Consider the following 22,890-nt stretch of genomic DNA (forward strand, 5'->3'; position numbering starts at 1 on the left):
CGGGCTCGCTTTCAGGGGTTGTGGGTCAGGGGCAGGGCGTCGGTGTCGGCGGCGTACCGGGCGATGACCCAGCCGACGGCGGCGGCGTTGTGGGCGAGCATCACCTGGTCCACATTGGACAGCTGGTCGGCCGCCTGGTGGTAGTTCGGGTCGTAGGCGAGACCGGCCGTGCCGCCCCACTTGCGGGCCTGCTCGGGGGTCTTGATCGCGGTGGCGCCGGTGTAGAGCCCGCCGGTGGGGATACCCGCCTCGACGAACACGGCGTGGTCGAACCCGCCGAACAGCGACAGCGGCTCGGTCTCCACGCCGCGCCCGGCGAGGAAGTCGACGAAGGACTGCTCGATGTGGGAGGAGCCCGCCGGGCCGGGGCCGCCGTCGAAGACGAAGTAGCCGCCGTTGGGTGAGCTGAGCATGTCGAAGTTTAGGTACAGGGCCAGGTCGCGCACCTGCGCCTCGGTGAGGTCGCGGACGTAGTGGTTGGAGCCGATCTGGCCGAGTTCCTCCGCACCCCACCAGGCGAACCGCACGGCGTTGCGCACCTCGGGTGTGCCGCCCAGCTCCAGAGCCGCCGTCAGCAGCGCCGCGCACCCCGCGCCCGCGTCGTTGATGCCGGGGCCGTCGACCACGCTGTCGAGGTGCGCGCCCGCCATGACGACCCGGTCGGTGCGGCCGGTCCTGGTCTGGGCGATCACGTTGCGGGAGACACGGGGCTCGGAGAAGCGCCTCAGCTCCAGGGTGACCTGGTGGCCCGCCTTGTGGCGCAGGGCGCTTCCGTCGGCTTTGCCGATGCCGCCGGTGGGGATGCGGGCGTTGTCCGGGGAGACAAGGTTGCCGAGGAGCCACTCGTCGTTGGTGTTGTGGATGACCGTGCCGATGGCACCCGCTTTCGCGGCGTTGGCCTGCTTGACCCAGTGCGGTCCGCCGCCGCGCGGGATCAGGACGATGGTGCCGGTGTAGTCGGCGCCGTCGAAGTCGGACTCGGCGCACCCGTTGGCTTCCAGGACGACGAGCGGCCCGGTGATGCCGCCGGGTGGGGTGTCAGGTGAGTGGCGCATGACCGTGATGGGGACGCTGTCGGCGCCGACTTGGAGGCGTTCGGCGACGGTTTCCTCATAGATGATGGGGAACTCTTGGAGCAACACGTCGAAACCGGCGGCAATGAGGCGTTCGGCCACGTAGTCGACGGACTCCTCGTGGCCGGGGGTGCCCGACGCGCGGCGGCCGCCGTTGCGGTCGGCGATGCGTTGGAAGGCTTGGAGATGGTGCAGGACCGCGTCGGCGGTGACGCTGTCGGCTAGATCCTGGGGGACCATCTGGTTCTCCTCTTGCGGGTTGGGCGGCGCTGTCACTGTGGCCTGGATGGGGGGCGGTCCACCCGAGCCATTCGGGGGTGAAGTGGACTGTTCGGTGTTGTCCACAGGCCGGCCCCCCACAGATCGCTCCGCTCACCCCTTCGTGCAGTGCTATCCCGATAAACTGGACAAGGGCAGCCTCTGGGGGTTTGCGTGGCTTTGTTGTGGGGGCCTGTTTGGGTGGTTCGCCTTGATTTGGGGACCCCGGAAATGGGCCTGCGCGGGTAAAGCGGGCAGGATAGGGAAACTGCCCCGCGCCGCGAAATTTTAGGCCCATTTCACCCCAAATCAAGGCGAACCACCCAAACAGGCAGGTGGGACTGGCCCGTTGCGAAGTGTGGTGGGCAGGTTGCTAACACAGCCGTTGGGTTCGGCCCGTTACGAATTGCGGTGGTGGGCGGGTTACTCAAACAGGCAGGTGGGACTGGCCCGTTGCGAAGTGTGGTGGTGGGCAAGCGGCTCACACAGCCGTTGGGTTCGGCCCGTTACGAATTGCGGTGGTAGGCGGGTTACTCAAACAGGCAGGTGGGACTGGCCCATTACGAAATGTGGCTGCGGGCAGGTCAGTCAAACGGGTCGGCCCTTGCGAATGCGGATGGCGGGAGCGACCTGCGGGTGGGCGGTCACTTCTTCCAGGTGTTCTTGAGCCTGTCCAGGTACTTCAGGCCGCCCAGCACGGTGTCGGTGTTGCCGACGAAGTCGATCAGGCAGGCGACCTCGTCCACCCCCGCCTCATGCAGCTGGTCGAGCATCGCGGTGCCGTCTTCGACCGTGCCGAAGAGGCCGCCGGTGTCGAAGTAGCGGTCGAAGGACCGTTCCACCAGGAAGTCGATGTCCTCCGGGGACAGGGAATCCGGGTCGACGCCCGGAAGGATGTCACCGGATGCGCGGATGATCAGGCCGATGGAGCTGCGCAGGTAAGCGCTGAACGGTTCGCGGACAACCTCTCGGACCTCGTCGCGGTCCGCGCCCAGGAAGGTGTGCAGCATCAGGGCCACGTGGCCTGGGGTGCCCTCGGGGAGGGATTCGCGGTAGGTAGCGATCTTTGCTTTCAGATCCTTGAGGTCTTGGCCCAGCAGGTGGGTCAGGACGCCGACGCCGAGGGAGCCCGCGGCCTTGAAGGTTTCCGGGCTGCCTGAGCTGGTAAGCCAGACCGGCAGTTCCGGGCTCACCGGGGGCGGGTAGACCTTGACCTCGACGGACTTGCCCTCGCCATCCAGCAACGTGGTCTTGTTGCCCCGCCACAAGTCCCGGACAGAGTTGATGGTTTCCACCACCACGTCGCGGCGGTTGGCGTAGTTCTCCGGCCGGATGGCGAAGTCGACGGCGTGCCAGCCGGAGGCGAAGGAGACCCCCACCCGGCCTCCCGACAGGTTGTCGACGACGGACCACTCCTCCGCGATGCGGACCGGTGGGTGCAGAGGGGCGACGACGCTACCGGCGCGGATGCCGATGTTCTTGGTCACCGCCGCCACCGCCGCCCCGGTCACCGCCGGGTTCGGGTAGCCGCCGCCGAAGGGGTGGAAGTGCCGCTCCGGCGTCCACACAGCGGCGAAGCCGTGGTCGTCGGCGAAGCGGGCGCCGTCGAGCAGCAGGCGGTAGCGCTCGCCCTGCTCGCTCGCGTCGGAGTCGTCGGCGAAGTAGAAGAGGCTGAAGTCCATCGCTGGGTCCTTCCGGGCGGTCACCTGACCGCCGATGGCTGTGCGGGAAGTGGTTCGGGCGCGCTCGCGGCCCGTCGGACGAAAGTCATCAGCACGATCGACAGCACCAGCAGGCCCGCGGGCAGCAGGAACGTGGCCCGCACGGCGCTCGCCATGCCGGTTTCGAAAGCCGACTGGGCCGCCGCGCGCAGGGCGTCGACCGAGGTCTCGGGCAGGCCCGGTGGGACGTCGATCGCCAGGTCGCCGCGGCCCACGCGCAGGCCGCCGTCGGCCGCGCGGTGCATCGCGTCGAGGAACGGGTCGCGCAGGGGTGGTGCGAGGACATCCGCCTGACCCGCGGCCGAGTCGCGCAGGGACGAGGCCAGTTGGGACTGGGCCAAAGCGCCGACCGCGGCGGCGCCGATGGTGGCGCCGAACTGGCGGATGGTGTTGAGCGTGCCGGACGCCGCGCCCGCGACCGCCGGGTCGATGTCGTGCATGGCGATGACCAGCGGCGGCGCGAACGTGACCCCCATGGCCACGCCGACGAGGACGAGGCCGGGCAGCAGGTTCCACCAGTCGGTGTGCGCCTGGGCGGCCACGACGATGGACAGCAGGCCCGCGGCGAACAGGACGAGCCCGACGAGCAGGACCGGCTTGCCACCCACCTTGTCGGTCAGCCTCCCCGAGACCGGCGCCACGGCGATCGACACGGCCGGCGCGATCGCCATGATCAGCCCGGCGGCAACCGCGGACAGGCTCAACGCGGACTGCAGGTAGATCGAAAGCAGCAGCAGCATCGCGCCGACACCGCCGACCAGGGTGATCGTGACCGCCGCCATCAGGCTGAAGTTGCGGTTGCGCAGGATCACCAGCGGCAGCAGCGGTTCCCGGTCCTGCCTGCCCCGCTCGACGTGCACGAACGCGGCCAGCGCGACCAGCCCCAGGCCGATGACCATCGGAATGGTGACGGGACCCCACACCGGGCCCCAGTCGTGGGTCTTGCCCTCGATGAGCCCGTAGGTGATCAGGAACAGCGCCGCGGTCGCCAGGGCCGAGCCGAGCAGGTCGAGCCTGCGCTTGCGCACCTCCCCCAGCGACGGGATCACCACGGCCGCCAGAATCACGGCGAACAGGCAGATCGGCACGTTCACCAGGAAGATCCAGCGCCACCCCCAGGCGCTGACGATCAGCCCGCCGAGGCTGGGTCCGATCGCCACCGCCGCCCCCGCCGTGGCGCCCCAGACGCCCAGCGCGGCGCCGCGCTTCTCAGGCGGGAACACCTTGCTGATCATCGACAGCGACTGCGGCGACACCAGCGCCCCGCCGATGGCCTGGACGAACCGGGCCGCGATCAGCTGCGTCGGCGACTGGGCCAGTCCACACGCGACGGACGCGGCGGTGAACACGGTCAGCCCGACGATGAACAGCCGCTTCGGGCCGTACAGGTCGCCCAGCCTGCCCGCGGTGATCACCAGCACGGCCAGGACCAGGGTGTAGATGTTGATGACCCACAGCAGCTGGTCGAACGTGGCGCCGATGTCGTCGCTGATCGCCGGGACCGCGGTGTTGACCGAGGTGCTGCCGACAGCCATCACGAACATCCCGAGCAGCAAGGTGCCCAGAACCACCCACGGGTCGTATTCGCGCTTGGTCATCGAGGGTCCCGCGCCATGGCCTCGACCAGGCTGCGGGGGCGCATGTCGGTCCAGTTGGCCTCGATGTGGTCCAGGCACGCCTGCCGGGGTGCCGGGCCGTGCGCGACGGTCCAGCCCGCGGGCACGGCGGCGAACTCCGGCCACAGCGAGTACTGGCCCTCGTCGTTGACCAGCGCGTAGTAGGTGCCTTCGTTGTTCTCGAAGGGGTTTGTCATGTCGTCCTCCTCAGGTCAGCCGTGTGGAGAGCACGGCGGCGATGTGGGCTATCGGGTCCGGGCGGGTCATCGAGCCGTGCTCGCAGTCGACCGGGTGCACGTCGATCCGGCCGGTGAAATGCGGCGACCAGGCTGATGGGCCGGGCATGTCCGCGGGCTTGTCGCGGGTGGCCTCGAAGAACAGCGCGTCGCCGTCGAACGGCGTCGGACGGTGGGTTCGGCGCAGCCCGGCGTTGTGGGCGAACACCCGAGTCATGGCTTCCAGGGCGTCATCGCCGAGGGTGGCCAACGGGCTTCCCGCGGCGCGAAGGGCGGCCATCGCCTGAGTCAGGTCGAGCGGCGAAGTGCCCGGGTCGACGCCGAGTGAGGACAGGAGACCTGCCAAGGCGTCGCCGCCCGGTTCGTCCCCGGTCGACGGGTAGGCATCGAGCAGGGCCAGCGTCGGGACCTTCTCCCCCGCCGCGTCCAGCGCGCACGCCATGGCGTGCGCGACATTGCCGCCGAAAGACCAGCCGAGCAGGTGGTACGGCCCGGACGGCTGGACCTCGCGGAGCTTGGCGAGGTAGACCGCCGCCAACTCGTCGACGCTCGCCGCCGAAGCTCCGGTGAGGCCGGGGTCTTGCAGGGCGTACACGGGCTGGTCGTGGCCGAGGCCGCGGAGCAGACCGGCGTAGACCCAGCCCACCCCCGCCGCCGGGTGCACGCAGAACAGCGGTGGCCGGTCCCCCTTGGCCCGCAGGGGAAGCAGGACGTCGAGCGCGCCGTCGCCCTCGGTGGCCCGGCCGAGCCTGCCCGCCAGGGCCGCGGGGGTCGGCGCCTCGAACACGGCCCGGATGTTCAGCTCGACACCGAGATCGGCGCCGATCCGCTTGATCAGCCCGATCGCGAGCAGCGAATGCCCGCCGAGGTCGAAGAAGTCGTCGTCCGCGCCGACCGCGGGCACGCCCAGGGTCTCGGCGAACAGAGCGCACATGAGGGCTTCGCCGGAGGTGTGCGGAGCCCGGGCCGACGTCGGGTCCACCTCGGGCGCGGGCAGGGCGCGGCGGTCGAGCTTCCCATGCGGTGTCAGGGGAAGCTCGGCGAGTCCGACGACCGCACCGGGCCGCATGTACGGCGGCAGGGTGCGGGCGAGGTGGCTGTCGAGACCCGCGAGGTCCCCGACCACGTAGGCGACCAGACGACGGTCCCCTGGCTGGTCCTCGCGCACGATCACCGCCGCGCGGGCGACACCGGGGTGCGCGCCGATCGCGGCCTCGACCTCGCCGAGCGCGACGCGGTGGCCGCGGACCTTGACCTGGTCGTCGGTGCGGCCGCGGAACACCAGGTTCCCGTCGGGGCGCCGGTGCACGAGATCCCCGGTGCGGTACATGCGGGTGCCGGGCGGGCCGAAGGGGTTGGGCAGGAAGCGTTCCGCGGTCGCGCCGGGCCGGTTGAGGTAGCCGCGGGCCAGGCCTGGCCCGGCGATGTACAGCTCGCCGGGGACGTTGGCGGGCACCGGGGCGAGCCGGGCGTCGAGCACGTAGGCGCGCACGTAGTCGTGCGGGACGCCGATCGGCACCGCGCCATCCGGCAGGTCCGCGCCCGCGTCGAGGCGGTACTCGGTGCAGTTGACGCAGGTCTCGGTCGGGCCGTACACGTTGAGCACGACCGCTTCCGGGTTGCGCCGCCGCCACGGCGCGAGGTGCTCACCGAGCAGCGCCTCACCGCCGAGCATGAGCTCACCGGTCGGTGAGACCTCGTCGGGCAGCACGTCGAGCAGGGCCAGGTGGCTCGGGGTGGCCTTGAGGAACGTCGGCCGCGGGCCGGTCTCGGCGCCGTCGAGGTCGGCCAGGTGCACCCGGCCGCCGGTCACCAGCGGGACGTATAGCGCGGTGACGGTGAGGTCGAACGAGATCGGCGAGTGCAGCAGCACCCGGTCCTGGGCGGCGGGATACACCCGGCGCGCGCGGTCGAGGTAGACGGCGAGCGCGTGATGGCCGACGACGACACCCTTGGGCCGCCCAGTGGACCCGGACGTGTAGATCACGTACGCCGCCGTGTCGTGGCGCACCCGGTCCACCGGAGTCGCCCGCGCGTCAGCGAAGCGTTCGAGGTCGTCCGCGGTGAGCACGAGCGTGGGCGCGGCGTCCTCGAGGATGGCGGCGACGCGCTCGGCCGGGTGGTCGGGCTCGATCGGCAGGTACGCCGCGCCCGCCTTGAGCACCCCGAGCAGCACGGACACCAGTTGCGGGGTCCGGGGCAGGCACACGGCGACCACGTCTTCCGGGCCGATACCCGCCTCGCCCAGCCCATTCGCCACCCGGTCGGCGGCTCGGTCGAGGTCCGAATAGGACAGTTCCATGCCCGCGCCGGAGACCGCGACGGCGTCCGGGGTCCGGCGCACCTGATCGGCGAACAGGCTGACGACGGACGGCACGTCCACCGCGGCCGGACCGGCGGGCGTGAGCAACGCGCGTTCGGTGTCCGACAGCAGGTCGATGGCGCCGACCGGCTGGTCCGGGTCGCGCACGACCTCGGCGAGCAGCCGCAGCAGCCGGTCCCGCAGGGACTCGGCGGTGGAGCGGTCGAACAGGTCCTCGCAGTAGCCGAGCACGCCCGCGAGCCCGCCGCCGCTCTCCGCGAGCGCCAGGGTCAGGTCGTACTTGGCGAGCGCGCCGCCGACCGGCTGTTCGCTCACCGCCAGCCCGGGTAGGCCAGGGGTGGCGTCCGGGGTGTTCTGCAGGACCAGCAGCACCTGGAACAGCGGGTGGTGGGCCAGGGACCGGGTCGGGTTGAGCGCCTCGACCAGCCGCTCGAACGGCACGTCCTGGTGGTCGTAGGCGGCGAGGTCGGTCTCGCGGACCCGCCGTAGCAACTCGGCGAACGTCGGGTCGCCGGAGACGTCCGCGCGCAGCACCAGGGTGTTGACGAAGAAGCCGATCACGTCGTCGAGGGCGTCGTCGGTGCGGCCCGCGACCGGGGTGCCGATCGGGATGTCCTCGCCCGCCCCGAGCCTGCTCAGAACGGCGGCGAAGGCGGCCCGCAGCACCATGAACACGCTGGCCCCGTGCCGGGTGGCGAGGTCCACCACGCGTTGGTGCGTCGCGGCGTCGAGTTCGATCGGGACCTGTCCGCCGCGGGTGCCCGCGACGGCGGGCCGGGGCCGGTCGGTGGGCAGCGTCGGCTGGTCGGGCAGCCCGGCCAGCGCCGTGCGCCAGTACCCGAGCTGCGCGGCCGCCAGGCTCGCCGGGTCGGTCTCGTCGCCGAGCAGTTCCCGCTGCCACAGTGCGTAGTCGGCGTACTGCACCGGCAGCGGGGTCCACTGTGGAGCGTCACCCGCGGACCGGGCGGCGTAGGCGGTCGCGAGGTCGCGGGTCAGCGGTCCCATCGACCAGCCGTCGGTGGCGACGTGGTGCAGGACCAGCGCCAACACGTGGTCGTCCGGGCCGAGCGCGAACACCGTCGCGCGCAGCGGAAGGTCCACAGCCAGGTCGAACCCGGGGGCCATGGCCCGCGCGATCGCGTCGTCGAGACCGGCTTCGTCGACCTTGACGACCGGGAGGCCGACGGCGGCGGGCGGAAGCACCCGCTGCCACGGCGTGCCGGACTCGTCGGGCAGGACGGTGCGCAGCGACTCGTGCCGGGCCACGACGTCGGCCATGGCGGCCCGCAGTGCGGGCAGGTCGAGTTCGCCGCGCAGCCGCAGCGCGAACGGCACGTGGTGGCGGCCCGCGGAGTCGTCGAACTGGTTGAGGAACCACAGTCGCCGCTGGGCGAAGGACAGCGGCACCCGGTCGGGCCGGGAGACCGGCCGCACTCGGGGCCGGGTGCCCGCGCCCGCGGTGAGCGCTCCCGCGAGTCCGGCCGGGGTGGGCGTCTCGAACAGCGCGCGGATGCTCAGGTCGACGCCCAGCACCGAGCGGATCCGGCTGACCAGGCGGGTGGCGAGCAGCGAGTGCCCACCGAGGGCGAAGAAGTTGTCGTCGATGCCGACAGCGGGCGCGGCGAGCAGCTCGGCGAAGATCCCGCACAGGATCTCCTCGTGCGCGGTGCGCGGGCCACGGCGGACCTCGTGCCTGACCCGCGGGGCGGGCAGGGCGCGGCGGTCCACTTTCCCGTTGGTGTTGAGGGGAAGCGTGTCCAGTTCCATGACCACGTCGGGCACCATGTAGTCCGGCAGCGTCCGCGCCAGGTGCGTCCGCAGATCCGCGGGGGCGGCGGGCGCCACATAGGCGACGAGCCGCTCGCCGTCGGCCAAGACCGCGGCTTGGGTGATCGCGGTGTGCGCCGTGAGAGCGGCCTCGATCTCGCCGAGTTCGATCCGGAACCCGCGGACCTTGACCTGGTCGTCGGCGCGGCCCAGGTAGACGAGCCTGCCGTCGGCGGTCCACCGCACCAGGTCGCCAGTGCGGTACATCCGCGTCCCGGCGGGGCCGAACGGGTTCGCGACGAACCGCTGCGCGGTCAGCCCCGGCTGGTTGAGATATCCCCGGCCGACACCGCTGCCCGCGAGGTACAGCTCCCCCGCCACACCGGGTGGAACCCGCATGCCCCGGCCGTCGAGGACGTAGGCCGTTGTGTTGTCGACCGGCGTGCCGATCACCGGCTCGACCGAGTCGGCCATCGGCGACCACACCGTGTCGACGGTGCACTCGGTCGGGCCGTAGACGTTGATCCCGGTCACGCCGGGCGTCGCGCGCAGCGTGCTCCACAGGTCCGGGTCGCACGCCTCCCCGCCGACCACGATCACGGCGGGGACGTGTTCGGCGTCGAGCATCCCCTCGGCCACCAGCACCGACAGGTGCGACGGGGTGAGCTCGAGGAAGTCGATCCGCTCCTGCGCCACGTACCGCGCGAGCGCTTGCGCGTCGGCTCGCGTCTCGTCGGTGACCAGGTGCAGTTCATGCCCGCGGACCATCAGACACAGCGGATCCAGGGACGCGTCGAAGGTGAACCGGGCGACGTGCGCGACGCGGGCGGGAGCCGCGAAGCTCGGCTCGACGAGATGCCTGCGGTGGTGCTCGGCCAGGTTGGCCAGGCCGCGGTGTTCGATGACGACGCCCTTGGGCAGGCCGGTCGACCCGGAGGTGTAGAGGACGTACGCGGGGTGGTGCGGGAGCACGGCCGGGCGGTCCGATGTGGACAGATCGGAGTCCGAGCGGGCGGCTATCGCGGCGGCGGTGGCTGGGTCGTCGAGCCGCAGGACCGGGACGCGACCCGCCACGGTGTCGGCGGTGCGCTCGAGAATGATCGCGGTGACGACGTCGCCGGCGGCGAGCATTCGGGCGATCCGCTCAGCCGGGTGCGCGGGGTCCAGCGGCAGGTACGCCGCGCCGGACTTGAGCACCGCGAGCAACGCGATCACCAGGTCGGCGGTGCGCGGCAGCGCGAGCGCCACCAGCCGTTCCGGGCCCGCGCCGCGGGCGAGCAGCTCGCGGGCCAGCCGGTTGGCCCTGGCGTTGACCTCGGCGAAGGTGAGCCGCCCGTCCTGGGCGACGACGGCGACCGCGTCGGGGGTGCGCGCCGCCTGCTGTTCGAACAGCTCGCCGAACGTCGCGGCGGGCACCTCGTGGGCGGTGTCGTTCCAGCGGTCGAGGTCCGCGCGGTCCTGGTCGTCGAGCAGGTCGACGGCGCTCAGCGGTGCCCGCGGGTCCTCGGCGACCGCGGCCAGCAACCGCACCAGCCGGGTGGCGAGCCGCTCGACGGTGGCCCGGTCGAACAGGTCGGTGGCGTATTCGACGCTGCCGTCGATGCCGCCGTCCGGGTGCTCGGCGAAGCCGAAGGACAGGTCGAACTTGGCGTAGGAGCTGTCCGGGTCCTCGATCTCCGCGCGCAGGCCCGGCAGGTCGAGTTCGGCGTCGGCGGTGTTGCGCAGGGCCAGCATGACCTGGAACAGCGGGTGGTGGGCGAGCGAGCGCCGCGGGTTGAGCGTCTCCACCAGCCGCTCGAACGGCACGTCCTGGTGGGCGTAGGCGCCGAGGTTCGTCTCCCGGACCCGGGCCAACAGGTCGGTGAAGGCCGGGTCGCCGGAGGTGTCGGTGCGCAGCACGAGGGTGTTGACGAAGAACCCGACCAGGTCGTCGAGCGCCTCGTCGGTGCGGCCGGCGACCGGGCTGCCGAGCGGGATGTCGGTGCCCGCGCCGAGCCGGGTCAGCAGGGCGGCGAGCGCGGCTTGCAGCACCATGAACAGGCTCGCCCCGGACTCCCTCGCCAGCGCGGTGAGTCGCAGGTGGAGATCTGGGTCGACACGCAGCGCCACCCGGTCTCCGCGGCTGCCCGCCACGGGCGGGTGCGGCCGGTCCGTCGGCAGGGCGAGCCGGTCGGGCAGCCCGTCGAGGGCGGTGCGCCAGAACGCGGTCTGCGCCGCCATCACGCTGTCCGGGTCGGCTTCGTCGCCGAGGAAGCTGTGCTGCCACAGGGCGTAGTCCGTGTAGCCGACCGACAGCGGAGTCCACTGTGGACTCCGCGCCGAGCGGCGGGCGGTGTAGGCCGTCGCGAGATCCCGGGTCAGTGGCGCGATGGAGGCGCCGTCGGTGGCGATGTGGTGCATGACCAGGTGCAGGACATGGTCCGCCGGTCCGAGTCGGTAGAGCGTCGCGCGCACGGGCAGGTCTGTGGCCAGGTCGAAACGGCGGTCGAGGTCGGCGGCCATCGCCGCGGCCAGGTCGGTCTCCTCGATCGCGCGCACCTCGAACTCGGGGCGTGCGGGGTTGACCACCTGGTGCGGCTCGTCGGCGCCGGGGAATGTGGTGCGGAGCGTCTCGTGGCGGTCGACGACATCGGTGACCGCGGCACGCAGCGCGTCGGGGTCGAGGTCGCCGCGCAACCGGATGGCCAGCGGCACCGAGTAGAGGCCGGGCGCGTCCTCGAACTGGTTGAGGAACCACAGGCGCTGCTGGGCGTAGGACAGCGGGATCCGCTCTGGCCTTTCCGCAGCGCGCAGCGCGGGCCGGACGCGAGTCCCGGCGGCCAGCCGGGCGTCGAGCCGGGCCACGGTGGGCGCCTCGAACAGGGTGCGGATGGGCAGTTCCAGGCCCGCGACCGCGCGGACCCGGCTCGCCAGCCGGGTGGCGAGCAGCGAATGCCCGCCCAGTTCGAAGAAGTTGGCGTCGATGTCGACGCTCGGCAGCCCGAGGACCTCGGCGAACAGCCCGCACAGGATCTCCTCGCGCGGGGTGCGCGGCGCCCGCCCCGCGGCCTGGGTCAGCGCGGGCGCGGGCAGGGCGCGCTGGTCGAGCTTTCCGTTGGGGGTGAGGGGAAGCGCGTCGATCGGGACGACCGCGGCGGGCACCATGTGGTCGGGCAGCAGCGCGGCGACATGGGCGCGGACGTCGGCGGCGTCGAGCACGCCCACCGCGTAGGCGACGATCCGCTTGTCGCCGGGCCGGTCCTCCCGGACCACCACCGCGCAGTGGTCGACGTCGGGGTGAGCGGTGACGGCGGCCTCGATCTCGCCAAGCTCGATGCGGAAGCCGCGCACCTTCACCTGGTGGTCGGCCCGGCCCGCGAACACCAGGCCGCCGTCCGCCGACCACCGGACGAGGTCTCCGGTGCGGTACATCCGCGATCCCGCGGGCCCGAACGGGTCGGCGACGAACCGTTCGGCGGTCAGCCCCCGGCGGTCGTGGTAGCCACGGGCCAGTCCGGTGCCGGAGATGTAGAGCTCCCCCGCGACGCCGACCGGCACCGGCCGCAGGCGCGCGTCGAGGACGTAGACCCGGGCGTTCCAGATCGGCCCGCCGATGCCGGGGGCCTCGGTCCCGTCGACCGGCTCGGTCATCGTCGTGACGACGGTCGCCTCGGTCGGGCCGTAGACGTGGACGAGTCTGCGGCCGGGTGCCCACCGGGCGGCCAGGTCGGCCGAGAGCGCCTCGCCGCCGACGATCAGGCCGCGCAGCGTCGGCTGGTCGCGCTCGGGCATCGAGGCGAGCATGGAGGCGACGAGGTCGGTGTGGGTGACCGCGTTGTCCGCGATCAGGGCGGCGAGTTCCTCCCCCGCCGCTTGGACGTCGGGACCGGGGATGACCAGCGCGGCGCCGGCGAGGAACGTGGCGGCGAGGTCCACCATGGACACGTCGAAGCTGATCGACACCACCAGCAGGAACCGGCTCGCGGCGTCGATGGCGAGCCGGTCGACGTGGATGCCCGCCACGGCGGCGATCCCGCGGTGGGTGACGACCACACCCTTGGGCTTGCCGGTGGAGCCGGAGGTGTAGATGACGTAGGCGGCGTTCGCGGCGCGCAGCGGGCGGACCCGATCGGCGTCGGTCGGGTCGGTCTCCGGGTGGCCTGCCTCGCCGTCGAGCACTATGGTCCGCGCCCCCGGCAGGTCGGTGTCGGCGGTGGTCAGCACCAGCGCGGGGCGGGCGTCGTCGAGCATCAGCGCGATCCGCTCGGCCGGGTAGGCGCGGTCGACGGGCAGGTAGGCCGCACCGGCCTTCACCACGGCGAGCAGGGCGACGATCATCTCGACCGACCGCGGCAGTGCCATGGCGACGACGTCGTCGGGGCCGACACCGAGCCCGATCAGCTTGTGTGCCAGCCGGTTCGCCCGTCGATTCAGCTCCACATAGGACAGCTCGGCGCCCTGGAAGACCAGTGCGGTGGCGTCGGGCGTGCGCTTCGCCTGGCGCTCGAACAGCGCGGGCAGGGTCAGGTCGGGCACCTCGCGGGCGGTGTCGTTGCGCTCGACGAGCAGGTGACGGAGTTCCCCGGCGTCGAGGACGTCGAGATCGGTGATGGGGCAATCCGGGTCGGCGGCGGCCGCGGCGAGCAGGCGCAGCAGCCGGGCGCCGAACCCCGCGGCGGTCTCCTCGTCGAACAGGGCCGTGCGGTACTCGACGGTGAGGCGCGCGCCGCCCGTCCGGCGCTCGTCGAGCCGGACGGTGAGGTCGAAGCGCGCGGTCGAGGAGCGCACCGGGTGTTCCCTGACAGTGAGACCCGGCAGAGCGAGTCCGGGCTCGTCGTCGGCCTGCACGACCAGCATCACCTGGAACAGCGGGTGGTGTTGCAGGCTGCGGGCCGGGTTGACCGCCTCCACGACCCGCTCGAAGGACACGTCGGCCTGGCTGAACGCGGCGAGGTCGGTGTCGCGCACGCGGCGCAGCAGCCGGCGGAAGCTGGGGTCGCCGGAGGTGTCGGCGCGCAGCACCAACGTGTTGACGAAGAAGCCGACGAGGTCGGCCAGGGCTTCGTCGGTGCGACCGGCGATCGGGCTGCCGAGCGGGATGTCGGTGCCCGCGCCGAGTCGGGTCAGCAGCGCGCTCAGGCCCGCTTGGGCGACCATGAACAGGCTGGCCCCCTGCTCGCGGCCGAGCGCGGTCAGCGCGGCGTGCAGGTCGGCGTCGAGGTCGAAACCGACGCTGTCGCACCGGGTTCCCGCGTCGGCCGACCGAGGCCGGTCGGTCGGCAGCTCCAGCCGCTCGGGCAGACCTGCCAGTTCAGCGCGCCAGAACTCGAGCTGTTGGGCGATCAGGCTCTCCGGGTCGGACTCGTCGCCGAGGACTTCCTGCTGCCACAGCGCGTAATCCGCGTACTGCACCGGCAGCGGGCTCCACACGGGCGCGGTGCCCAGGCAGCGCGCCGCGTACGCCGAGGACAGGTCGCGGGCGAAGGGGGCCATCGACCAGGCGTCACCGGCGATGTGGTGCATCAGCAGGAGCAGCACGTGCTCGGTGGCGCTGAGCGCGAACAGGACCGTGCGCAGCGGCGGCTCGCCCGTCAGGTCGAACGGGTGCTCGGCGGCCCGCGCCACCGCGGCGGTGAGACCGTCCTCGTCGGTGTCGACGACCTCGAACACCGGCTCGGCCGCGTCGGCGACCACCTGGTGCGGTTCGCCGTCGCGCTCGGGGAACGTGGTGCGCAGCGACTCGTGCCGCTCGACGACATCGCCGAGAGCCGCCCGTAGCGCCGCCACGTCCAGCGGGCCGGACAGCCGGAACGCGGTGGGGCTGTTGTAGGCCGGGTTCGGCCCTTCCATCCGGTCGAGGAACCACAGCCTGCGCTGCGCCGAGGAGAGTGGAATCGCGTCGTCCATGTCCATCTCTTCCATCACACGGTCCTTCGCGGTCGGGCCACCAGGGCGGGCCGCGCGCGCTTGGCGGAGGCGACCTCGACGGCGAGGCGGACCACCGTCGGCGCCTCGAACAGACTGCGGATGCTCAGCTCCACACCCAGCGCCGCACGGACCCGGCTGACCACCTTGGTCGCCAGCAGCGAATGCCCGCCCAGGTCGAAGAAGTTGTCGTCGATGCCGACCTTGGCCACGCCGAGCACCTGCGAGAACACCTCGCACAGCGCGGTTTCGTGCTCGGTGCGCGGTTCCCGCGAGTCGGGGGCCGCGGCCAGATCCGGCGCGGGAAGCGCCGCCCGGTCGAGCTTTCCGTTGGGGGTCAGGGGAAACGCGTCGAGTCCCACCACGGCTGCGGGCACCATGTGGTCGGGCAGGACACCGGTCAGGTGCGCGCGCAGGGCGGCGCCATCGATGCCCGCCGGGCGCACGTAGGCGACCAGGCGCTTGAGGCCCGGCTGGTCCTCCCGCACCACCACGGCCGTCTCGGCGACGTCGGGGAACACCGCGACGGCGGCCTCGATCTCGCCGAGTTCGACGCGGAAACCGCGGAGCTTCACCTGCTGGTCGGCCCGGCCGACGAACTCGAGGTCGCCGCCCCGCCGCCTGCGCACCAGGTCGCCGGTGCGGTACATCCGCGACCCGGGCGGACCGTACGGGTCCGGGACGAACCGCTCGGCGGTGAGCGCGGGCCGGTCCAGGTAGCCGCGAGCCAGGCCGCCGCCTGCGATGTACAGCTCGCCCGGAACACCGGGCAGGACGGGTCGCAGGGCCGAGTCGAGCACGTGCACCCGGACGTTGTGGATCGGCTTGCCGATCGGCGGGGTCTCGCGGCCGTGCAGCGGGTCGCTCATCGTGGCCACGACGGTGGTCTCGGTGGGGCCGTAGACCTGCATCATCGTGCGGTCGGGCGACCAGCGCGCCACCAGTTCGGCCGTGCAGGCCTCGCCACCGACCACGAATCCGCGCAGGGTCGGCAAGTCGGTGCCCGCGGGGATGGAGGCCAGCATCGGCGCGACCAGGTCGGTGTGGGTGACGCCGTGCTCGTCGATGAGCGCGGCCAGGTCGGGGCCGACGAGTTGACGGCCTGGCTCCGGCACCACGAGGAGCGCGCCGGACAGCAGGGTCATCGCGATGTCCGCCATGGACACGTCGAAGCTGATCGATACGACCAGCAGGAACCGGCTGCCCGGCCGCAGGCCCATCCGCTCGATGTGCGCGGCGGCCACCGACGCGATGCCCCGGTGCGACAGGACGACACCCTTGGGGCGGCCGGTCGAACCCGAGGTGTAGATGACGTACGCCGGGTGCGCGACCCGCAGCGGCGCGGTCCGGTCGGCGTCGGTGAGGTCGGAGTCGGGGTGGGCGGCGATCGTGGCGGCGGTGGCCGGGTCGTCGAGCACCAGGCTCGTCGGGAACGCGGCGGCGGTGTCCGCGACGGCCAGGACCAGGGCGGGCTTGGCGTCGGCGAGCATGTAGGCGATCCGGTCGGCCGGGTACGCCGGGTCGATCGGCAGATAGGCGGCGCCCGCCTTGAGCACGGCCAGCCACGCCACGACCATCTCCGCGGAGCGCGGAAGGCCCAGTGCCACCAGGGATTCCGGGCCGACACCGAGCAAGACGAGGTGGTGGGCGAGCCGGTTGGCGCGGGCGTTGAGTTCGCCGTAGGACAGCTCCTCGGTTCCGCAGACGACCGCCGGGGCGCCCGGGTCGGCCGCGACCCGCGCCTGGACCAGGTCGGGCAGCGGCCGGGTGTCGACCGGGGTGTCGGTGGCGTTGAGCTCGCGCACGACCCGGTCCTGCTGTGCGGCCGACAGGACGGTGAGACCGCTGATCGGTTGGTCGGGGTCGGCGGCGGCCGAGTCGAGCAGCCGGACCAGCGCCTCGGCGAACTCGGCGACGGTCACCGCGTCGAACAGATCGGTGCTGTACTCGATGGCGCCGTCGATCCCGGCCGGCGTGCCGTCGTCGGCGCGGCGCTCGCCGAGGTCGAAGACGAGGTCGAACTTGGCGACCCCGGCCGGGGCGATCTCGACCGACGTGGTCAGGTCCGGCAGGTCCAGTTCGTGCGCCAGCGCGTTCTGGAACACGAGCATCACCTGGAACAGCGGGTGCCGGGCCAGCGAGCGGGCCGGGTTCAGCTCGTCGACGAGCCGCTCGAACGGCAGGTCGGGGTGCGCGTACGCGCCGAGGTCGGTCTCCCGGGTGCGGCGCAGCAGCTCGCGGAATGTCGGGTCGCCGCTGGTGTCGTTGCGCAGCACCAGGGTGTTGACGAAGAACCCGACGAGATCGTCGAGCGCCGCGTCGGCCCGGCCCGCGACCGGGGTGCCGATGGGGATGTCGGCGCCCGCGCCGAGCCTGTTCAGCAGCGCGGCCAAACCGGCCTGCACCACCATGAACACCGTGGCACCGTGGGCGCGGCCCAGGTCGGCGAGCCGCCGGTGCAGGTCCGCGCCGAAGCTGATCGGGACGGTGTCGCCGCGGTAGGTGGCGACGGTCGGCCGGGGGCGGTCGGTCGGCAGTTCGAGCTGGTCGGGCAGCCCGGCCAGGGTGGAGGCCCAGTAGGCGAGCTGCGGTTCGAGGGTGCCGCCCGCGGTGAGGAGCCGGTGCTGCCACAGGGTGTAGTCGGCGTACTGGACGGGCAGTTCGGTCCACTGTGGAGCATCGCCCGCGTGCCGGGCGGCATAGGCGTGGGCCAGGTCGCGGGTCAGCGGGGTCAGGGACCAGCCGTCGCCCGCGATGTGGTGCAGGACAAGGCACAGCGTGTGCTCGTCGCCCGCGGAGAACAGGTGCGCGCGCAGCGGGGTCTCGACGGTGAGGTCGAAGCCGAGGGTGGCCGCGCGATGCACGGCGCCATCGAGGTCGGCGACCTGCTCGAGGTGCAATTCGGTGAACGGCTCCAGGATGTGCTGGTGTGGTTCGCCGTCGACCTCCGGCAGGACGGTGCGCAGGATCTCGTGCCGTGTCACGACATCACCGATGGCGGCCCGCAGCGCGGCCACGTCGAGCGCGCCGGACAGGCGCAGGGTCAGCGGGATGTTGTAGGTGGCACTGGGTCCTTCAAGTCGGTTGAGGAACCAGAGGCGCTGCTGGGCGAACGACAGCGGGATTCGGCTCGGGCGCTCGCCGCGTTCCAGGGCCTCGCGCGCCACGCCCGCGCTGTCGATCGCCTCGACGAGACCGGCGACCGTCGGGGTGTCGAACACCGTCTTGATCCGCAACTCCACCCCGAACACCGCCCGCACCCGGCCTGCCAGGCGGATCGCGGCGAGCGAGTGGCCGCCGAGGTCGAAGAAGTCGTCGTCGATGCCGACGCCGGGCAGACCCAGGATCTCGGCGAACAGCTCGCAGAGCACTTCCTGCCGCGGCGAGGTGGGCTTGCGCGTGCCGATGGCGTGGTAGGCGCGGCGGTCCGGCACGGGCAGGGCGGCGCGGTCCAGTTTTCCGTTGGGGGTCAGGGGAAGCGCGCCGAGGGCGACCACGGCCGCGGGAACCATGTACTCCGGCAGGCGGCTCTCCGCGTGCGCCCGCAGGACCATCGGGTCGAGCGACTCCGGCACCGCGTAGGCGACAAGCCGCTTGTCCCCAGGGGCGTCCTCGCGGACGACCACGGCGACCCGCTCCACGCCCGGCGCGGCGGCGAGTGCGGCCTCGATCTCGCCGAGTTCGATGCGAAAGCCGCGCAGCTTGACCTGGTGGTCGACCCGGCCGAGGAAGTCGAGCCTGCCGTCGTCGCCCCACCGCACCAGGTCGCCGGTGCGGTACATGCGGGAACCCGTGGGCCCGAACGGGTCCGCGACGAACCGCTCGGCGCTCAGCGCGGCCCGGCCCAGGTAGCCGCGGGCCAGCCCGGCGCCGCCGATGTACAGCTCACCGGGAACACCGGCGGGCACCGGTCGCAGCGCGGCGTCGACCACGTAGACGCTGGTGTTCGCGATGGGCAGGCCGATCGTGGGCGCGCCCGGCCGGTCGTCGAGGTCGGCCGCCGTCGACCACACGGTGGTCTCGGTGGGGCCATAGAGGTTGGTGACAGAGGCGCCGAGCGCGCGCATGGAGTCGGCGAGCCCGGGCGGGAGGGCCTCGCCGCCGACGAGCATCCGCAGGCCTCTGGCCTGGTCCGGCGCCTCGGCGATCAGGCCCTGCCACAGCGACGGGGTGGCCTGCATGACGGTGGCGCCCGACCGCTGCAGGAGGGCGGCCAACGCGGCCGGGTCGAGGACGGAATCCTTGTCCGCCACGACGACCGCTGCCCCGGACAGCAGCGGCAGGTACAGCTCCAGGCCCGCGATGTCGAAGGCGACCGTGGTGACGGCGAGGAGGCGGTCCTTGGGGCCCAGGGGGCAGCGGGTCGCCATGGACAGCAGGAAGTTCACCAGCGCGCCCCGGGTGACGACGACGCCCTTGGGCCTGCCCGTCGAGCCGGAGGTGAAGATCGTGTACGCCGCCGCGAGTGGTCCGGGTCGGATGCCGGGGTCGTCGTCGGGATAGGCGTCGATCAGCGCGGCGGTGCGCGGGTCGTCGAGGACCGTCGCGCCTTCGGCGAAGTCCGCGCCCGCCAGGACCAGGGCCGGGTCGGCGTCCTCGATCATCCAGCGCACCCGGTCGGCCGGGTAGTCCGGGTCGATCGGGACGTAGGCGGCGCCGGACTTCAGCACGGCTAGGAGCGCGACGACGAGGTCCGCCGAGCGCGGCAGGGCGACGGCGACGAAGCGGTCCGGACCCGCGCCGCGGTCGACCAGGTACCGGGCCAGCCGGTTCGCCCGGGAGTCCAGTTCGGCATGGGTCAGGGTGTCGACGCCCGCGACAACGGCGACCGCATCCGGGGCGCGCGCGGCGCCGCGGCCGATGAGGTCGACCAGGTCGTCGGACATGGGGGCGGCGGTGTCGTTGGCGGACAGCAGCTTCCGTCGCTCGTCCGGGTCGATCAGGTCGACCGTGCCGAGCGCGGCGTCGAGGTCGGCGGCTTCGAGCCAGCGGGCGACCTGTCCGGCGATCCGCCGCGCCAGGGCATCGGTGACGACGTCCGGGCGGTAGCGCAGCCGCAGGGTGAGCCGGGGGCCGGGGGCGGCGTAGAGGCCGAGCGGGTAGTGGCTTGGGTAGGTCGTGCTCAGCTCGCCCACCTGCGGGCCGCCTTCGGGGGCGGCGACGGTCGCGGGGAAGTTCTCGAAGACGGTCAGGGTGTCGAACAGGTCACCGGTGGCGCGCTGGATGTCGGTGAGCCCGACGTGGTGGTGCTCGGCCATCGCCGAGAGCTGGGATTGGAGGTCGCCGAGGTGCTCGCGCACCGACTGGGCCGGGTCGAGCCGCACCCGCACGGGGACGGTGTTGATCAGGAAGCCGATCGCCGATTCCACGCCCGCGACGGCGGCGGGGCGGGTGGAGACCGTGGTGCCGAACACGACGTCGGCGCGGCCGGTGAGCCTGCCGAGGACCGCCGCCCACGCTGCCTGCACCGCGGTGCTCAGGGTGATCCCGTTGGCACGCAACGCCTCGCGTAATCGGGTGGTGGCTTCCTCCGGCAGTTCGACCACGCACAGCTCGGTCTCGGTGTGCTCCTTGTCCGCGGCGGCGACCAGGGTCGGCTCGTCGATGCCGTCGAGCAGGTCGAGCCAGGCGCGCTCCCCCGCTTCGGCGTCCTGCCCGGCCAGCCAGCCCAGGTAGTCGGCGTAGCGGACCGGCGGTGCCGTGGGCTCGGCGGCGTAGTGGCTCAGCAGGTCGCTGATGAGCAGGGGCATCGACCAGCCGTCGAGCACGATGTGGTGGTGGGTCAGCAGGACGCGGTGGTGCTCGGCGCCCAGCCGCACCAGGGTGAACCGCAGCAGCGGTGGGGCGGCGAGGTCGAAGCGGTGCGCCCGCTCGGCCTCGGCGACGCGGTCGAAGTCGGCCACGCCAAGCTCCTGCCAGGGCAGGTCCACCCGTTCAGCGATGAGCTGCGCGGGCCGTTCGAGTCCGGTGTGGACGAACCCCGCACGCAGGTTCGGGTGGCGGTCGACCACGGCTTGCGCAGCGGCGCGGAGTCGGCTGCTGTCCAGGGGTCCGTGCAGGTCGAAGGCGAACTGCATGGCGTAGGCGTCCGGCGCGGACTCGTCGAAGGCGGCGTGGAAGAGCAGGCCCTCCTGCAGCGGCGTCAGCGGCCAGGTCTCCACCGCCCAGGGGTAGCTGGTCTTCAGCAGCGCGGCGTCCGCCGCGGAAGGGCCGGGCAGGGTCGATGGGGTTTCGGCGTCCGCTTCGGTTGCCACCGTCGCCAAGGCCGCGGCGGTGCGGTGTTCGAACACCTGCTTGGGGGTGAGGAGCAAGCCCGCGCGCCGCGCCCGGCCCGCCAGCAGCATGGACAGCACGCTGTCGCCGCCCATGGCGAAGAAGTCGTCGTCAAGGTCCACTTCGGACTCTTCGAGCACCTCGGCGAGCAACGCCCGCAGCAGCTCCTCGCGCGGGGTCCCTGTCCGGCCGGTCCCGGCTGACGCACGGGCGGGCGCGGGCAGCGCCAGCCGGTCGAGCTTTCCGCTGGGGGTCAAGGGGAACTCGGCCATGACCACGAAGTCGGCGGGCACCATGTGCTCGGGGAGCGCCTTGGCGGCCCACGCCGTCAGCTCGGCCGGGTCGCACTGGGTCAGGACGTGCGCGACGAGCCTGGGCGCGCCGGGGTGATCGGTCCGCACGGACACGGCCGCCTGGGTGACCCCGGGGTGGGCGTTGAGGACGGCTTCGATCTCGCCGAGTTCGACGCGGAAGCCGCGGAGCTTGACCTGGCCGTCGGAGCGGCCGACGAAGTCGAGCGCGCCGTCCTCGCGCCACCGGGCGAGGTCACCGGTGCGGTAGAGGCGGGAACCGGGTGCGCCGAAGGGGTTGGCGACGAACCGCTCGGCGGTCAGGGCGGGCCTGCCGAGGTAGCCGTGGGCAAGTTGGTGGCCCGCCAGGTACAGCTCCCCCACCTCGCGTGTGGGGCGCAGGTCCGCGTCGAGCACGTAGGTCTGGGTGTTCCACACCGGGCGGCCGATCGGCACCGACGACTCGGGCTTGCGCGGGTCGCATTCCCAGTAGGTGACGTCGACAGCGGCCTCGGTGGGGCCGTACAGGTTGTGCAGGCCCGCGTCGAGCAGCGTGGCGAATCGCGCGGCAAGATCCCCGGGCAGCGCCTCGCCGCTGCAGATCACCCGGCGCAGACCCGTGCAGGCATCGGGAACGGTGGGCTCCTGAAGGAACGCACGGAGCATCGACGGTACGAAGTGGACAGTCGTGATCCGCTCGTCGCGGATGAGCGCGGCCAGGTAGGCCGGGTCGCGGTGGCCGTCCGGCCTGGCCACGACCAGCGCGGCGCCGGTGATCAGCGGCCAGAAGAACTCCCACACCGAGACGTCGAAGCTCGACGGCGTCTTCTGCAGGACCCGGTCGTCGGCGCCGAGGCGGTACTCGGCCTGCATCCAGAGCAGCCGGTTGACGATGCCGCGGTGCGGCACCATGACGCCCTTCGGCCTGCCGGTGGAACCGGAGGTGTAGATCACGTAGGCGGTGTCGGCGGGAACCCACCCGGCGGACTCGGTGGCGACCAGGCCCTCGGGGCGCAACACCAGTATCGGTGCGGCGTCGGCGAGCATGAACGCCACCCGGTCGGCCGGGTAGTCCGGGTCGACCGGAAGGTAGGCCGCGCCGGCGCGGAGCACCGCGAGCAGGCTCACGACCAAGTCGATCGACCGGGGCATGGCGATGGCGACGACGCGGCCGGGCCCGGCGCCGCGGTCGCGGAGGGTGTCGGCCAGCCGGTCCACCCGCTCGGCGAGGTCGGCGTAGGTCAGCGTGACGCCCTCGAAGCTGAGCGCGGGCGCCCCCGGCGTCCGCGTGGCCTGCTCGGCGAACAGCCCCGCGATGGTCGGCTCCGCCTCGATGGACCTCTCCGCGCCGGCTCCGAACTCGATCATCGCACCTCTCCCAAGCGCTGGTGGCCCCCGCGCCGGTCCACTTCACCGATGTGGCCGGTTC

Annotated in this window: 5 protein-coding genes and 1 pseudogene; all 6 read right to left on the reverse strand. The window is 72.5% G+C overall.

All coding sequences use genetic code 11. From position 1 onward, the window contains the following. Window positions 1–11 precede the first annotated feature (11 nt). Window positions 12–1,313, reverse strand: a complete 1,302-nt coding sequence (locus C8E96_RS28850) for a M28 family peptidase (RefSeq protein WP_091378082.1) — start codon at window positions 1,311–1,313, stop codon at window positions 12–14. 662 nt (window positions 1,314–1,975) lie between these two features. Continuing rightward, window positions 1,976–3,013 carry a MupA/Atu3671 family FMN-dependent luciferase-like monooxygenase gene (locus tag C8E96_RS28855; RefSeq protein ID WP_091378081.1) on the reverse strand — a complete coding sequence of 346 codons (1,038 nt, stop codon included), beginning with the start codon at window positions 3,011–3,013 and terminating at the stop codon, window positions 1,976–1,978. A 20-nt stretch (window positions 3,014–3,033) separates the two neighbouring features. After that, window positions 3,034–4,650, reverse strand: coding sequence for an MFS transporter (locus C8E96_RS28860; protein WP_091378078.1), 1,617 nt, complete (start codon window positions 4,648–4,650; stop codon window positions 3,034–3,036). After that, complete coding sequence (locus C8E96_RS28865) at window positions 4,647–4,865, reverse strand: MbtH family protein (protein WP_091378076.1); 219 nt, start codon at window positions 4,863–4,865, stop codon at window positions 4,647–4,649. Before C8E96_RS28865 ends, C8E96_RS28860 begins: the two co-directional genes overlap by 4 nt. A gap of 10 nt (window positions 4,866–4,875) precedes the next feature. Further along, on the reverse strand, window positions 4,876–14,895 hold the full coding sequence (locus C8E96_RS28870; protein ID WP_091378073.1) for a non-ribosomal peptide synthetase: 10,020 nt from the start codon (window positions 14,893–14,895) through the stop codon (window positions 4,876–4,878). Then, a pseudogene (locus C8E96_RS28875) lies at window positions 14,895–22,814 on the reverse strand (amino acid adenylation domain-containing protein); the annotation flags it as partial. The gene C8E96_RS28870 and the pseudogene C8E96_RS28875, both read right to left, overlap by 1 nt. Between the last annotated feature and the right edge of the window lie 76 nt (window positions 22,815–22,890).

Origin of the sequence: Actinokineospora alba (assembly GCF_004362515.1) — a bacterium.
Lineage (GTDB): Bacteria > Actinomycetota > Actinomycetes > Mycobacteriales > Pseudonocardiaceae > Actinokineospora > Actinokineospora alba.